Origin of the sequence: Solemya elarraichensis gill symbiont (assembly GCF_002021095.1) — a bacterium.
Taxonomy (GTDB): Bacteria; Pseudomonadota; Gammaproteobacteria; order Chromatiales; family Chromatiaceae.
In genome coordinates this window covers 1-3831 of the sequence record NZ_MPRK01000170.1, presented here as the reverse complement: position 1 = coordinate 3831, position 3831 = coordinate 1, and the positions used below count along the sequence as shown (strand labels likewise).

General features: G+C 38.9%; 1 protein-coding gene. It reads right to left on the bottom strand.

Annotation, left to right across the window (positions count from 1 at the left end; translation table 11 throughout):
• Positions 1-1247: 1247 nt before the first annotated feature.
• Positions 1248-3233: a reverse transcriptase domain-containing protein gene (locus tag BOW51_RS08290; RefSeq protein WP_078477286.1), complete on the bottom strand. Its 1986-nt coding sequence runs from the start codon at positions 3231-3233 to the stop codon at positions 1248-1250.
• Positions 3234-3831 lie beyond the last annotated feature (598 nt).

Here is a 3831-nt window from a genome sequence, read left to right as displayed (position 1 = left end):
AATGAACCCCCATCCAAGCTTTAGTGCAGGATGGAGGGCATTATTTGAGTAAAGCCGGAGGCTGAGCATGTACAAATAGCATTCCATTCTGGACGTTTGAACTTACCTCGCACCTTAAAAAAGGTTTTTACACTATACCACAAGTAGTCTGCGCATGCGCCGTTGCTACTCGTAGCATCACCGGAACCAGTAAACAGCTGATCACTTTTTAAAGATAAATTTTTTGTTGCTGGACATTATCATGGGAGGGTTAAAACAACGCTAAAGAACATAAAATAATACCCAAGGGAAGGGTCTGTACATGCTCAGCCTCCGGCTTTACTCAAATAATGCCCTCCATCCTGCACTAAAGCTTGGATGGGGGTTCATTATTTTTCATAAAGCCTTCAGCTTTCACATGTACAAATAGCATCTTTAAAGGCAACAAAAAATGCAAAACCAGTTCCAAAAATTTAATACTATTCATTGTCCAAAAACAGCACTACTATAAGACAAATCACCCTCAGAATGTCGACAGTAAAACTTCTTGAAGTTTTTATCTGACTTCCAATCAGCTTGGGAAATTATAGTATTCATGGAGCAACCCCGACTATAAGCTGCCGAAGTTGAAGCTCCCCGATAAGAATGTGCTTTGTACACAGAAGTATCTATTCCCGACAATTCAAGAACTGTCTTCAACCATCTGGCTAAAGTACTCGTAGTGACCGAGTGAAAAGTAACATATGACACAAAAACCTTATCACTAAATCTCAGAGAAGAAGTCTTCTGAATGTAATAAAGCAGAGTATGCATAGCACAAATCTTTTCATTGCTATAATGTTCCACTTTCAAAGAACAACACTGTCCTGCCTTGGACGTCTTCAATATATCAGTGAATGTGAAAACAACTGCCTGTTGTTGAACAAACATATTATTCAAATCCAATGCACATAGAGTCTGGGCTCTAGGAGCTGTAGCTAAGGCAATCAATGCCAAAGTCTTGAAAGTTAACAATTTTAATGATAGTTTAGATAATGGCACTAGACTTTGCAGATATCGAAGTACAACCGAAACATCCCATGTCATCACATATTTAGGTCTAGGCGGTTTATGTCGAAACACACTTTTCATGAAACGAGCAACCAAAGTCGTATCTTTACACCATGAATTCCCAAAAAATGGCAATGTCTGGAACAACATAGCTTTGTGAATGTTAATAATGGAGTATGACTTACCAAGCCGGAATAAATAGTACAAGTAACTCAATACTACCGTTTCAGACGAGTAAAATGGACTGGAACACCTGATACTGTTCCACAAACGCCATTTTTTCCAAGCACTGCTATACTGCTTCCTTGTCCCACTGGACCATGACATTGCGATAAAGTCTGCAAGTTCTCGCGGAATTGCTTTACCCTGCAAGTGTTTCCGGATAGAGTCACGCCAATCATCTTGAGCTTCTTCCCCAGCGGATGTAATGCCTGGTTGTGCGGTAGTACCAACAAATCCCGATGTCTTGGTAACCTGACAGGAAAATCACACATGTTGTCTAACAGAACAGGGAACCAGCTCTGTGTAAACCAATATGGAACTACCAGAAGGGCTTTATCTACCTTATCTGAAACTATTTTATTTATGACCTTCCCTATCAAGTTAAAGGGAGGAAACATATAAGGTAAAAATTTGCTCCAGGATAAAGCCAATGCATTGACAGCTATTGCACCTGGCTCAGGAAACCAAGACACAAATCTTGGCAACCGTTTATTCAACCTGGATGCAAAGAGGTCAACATCAGGTATGAAAGTATGTCTGCACAGTCTGAGAAATATATCTTGCTTTAACATCCACTCAGTGGAATCTGAAAAATTTCTAGAGTAGAAATCTGCAGTATTCAACCTTCCAGGTACATGAATAGCTGAAATATAAATCTGCCTTGGTAAACACCATTCCCATATCTGTTTAGATAAAACATCCAACTCTGTGGATTCCATTCCACCAAACTTATTGACATAAGCTATTGCAGTAGTATTATCTGACTGAACCTCTATATGTATGTCTCTAGACTCATGGAACAAAGACTGTAACGTATAGAAAATTGCAAGAAGTTCAAGGAAATTAATCCCATGTTGTGCTTCCTCGAAATTCCATCTTCCATTGGTATGTACATCTGTGTCTAAGTCTATACCACCAAACCCTGCGAATGACGCATCGGTACGACATCTTCTAGATACAGCAACTGGTCTTATTCTTTTACCATTGTTACGTTCAACATTGTCAATCCACCAGACAAGTTCATGTCTACTAGGAGGAGATAATCTGGTCTCATTGTCATAGTTCCCATCATAACCTAATCCCACAAGTTTATCTCTTTCAAGAGGTCTATAATGTAAAGGGGCTTCCAGTATGGCATGAAATGTGCTAATGACAAGTCCAATAAATGAAGCTAGGTCTCTAACACGTACCAAATCTCTTTTGAGCAAGCCAGAAGCTTTGGAAATGATTTTCTGAACTTTTTCATCAGTCAAAAATACTTTAAACTGAACAGTGTCAAGTATATGACCAAAGAATACCAGCCTCTGACAAGGTATCAAAACTGACTTTTTCTGGTTTATATTGAATCCTAGACTTTGTAATGTATCTAAAATCCGGTTACTGTTTCTCTGACATACAGCTCGTACTTGGTCAAAATTGATTGAATCATCTATGTAATAAGATGATCGAATGTTCTGTTGTCTGAACCATGCAAAAATGGGGCGTAATATTTTTGTAAACAAATATGGTGCTATTGTAAGCCCAAAAGGTAAACAAACGAAGCAGTATAGAATAGAATTCCAATAAAATTTCAAATACTTCCAATGTGATGGATGTATGGGAATCGAAAAGTAGGCATCTGCTAAATCGATTTTTGTCATGAAATCATTTGGTTGGACAAGATCAAGAACAATATTAAAAGTTTCCTGTTTAAAATGGTTATATTGAACGAATTCATTCAAGAATTTCAGGTTTATAATTGGCCTAAATTTGCCATTTGGTTTATGAACAACAAATATAGTGGAAATAAACTGATCTTCTTCCACTTCGGATTGAATGATTGCACCTTTACTCAGAAGTTCCTGAACTGCAATGTCTACCATGTCTTTTTGATCTTGTGGAAACGGAATAACACTTGGAACCCTACTCTGTACAGGCTGATCATCGAAATCTATCATGTAACCTGATACAACACCTAAAATCCAAGGGTCAGAAGTAAACATTTCCCATGTATCTAAACAATACTGTGTACGCCCTACAGGCCTTACCCCTTCTGCTACTCGTCTTCGTTTGGGTCCCGAAGAGACGATGAAGTTATAGTAGATGTAGCCCGTCTCCTAGGAGCCCTTGATCGCCTTCCAGATGAACCGGTACCTCTTAGAGGGTAGGGATGCTGGCGATATCCCTGGTAAGTGTTGTTCCCACGAGACCCAAAACCAGGGTTTCCGTACACACGACGACCACGGAATCTGCCTCTAGTACGAATAGCACCCCTGAAGTTATAATTCTGGTAATAGGGGTCTTTTCCTAGTACAGAAATATTGTCACAGGATTTTACCTCCTTGGAAATGTCATCACCAAACAGTTTAGTTGTAATTGGCATATTCATATGACACAACGGAGCATATTTCTTCTTCAGATAAGGCCTGATATGAGATCGTCTCCTCAAACTGAGACTGTATTGAACTTGACCTAAGCCAGTTATGATGTCAGAGAACAAACTTTTTACTTCACCAGTCATGTTTCTGTTCTTTTTGTGGAGATCTATTAATTTTACAATGGGTACCATGCTAGTACACAGCAGATTTTGTATATCTACTA

What these genes read in the sequence shown, in the direction of transcription:
- BOW51_RS08290 (WP_078477286.1), bottom strand. Translation starts at nt 3,233, where the DNA reads ATGTTTACTTCTGACCCTTGGATTTTAGGTGTTGTATCAGGTTACATG.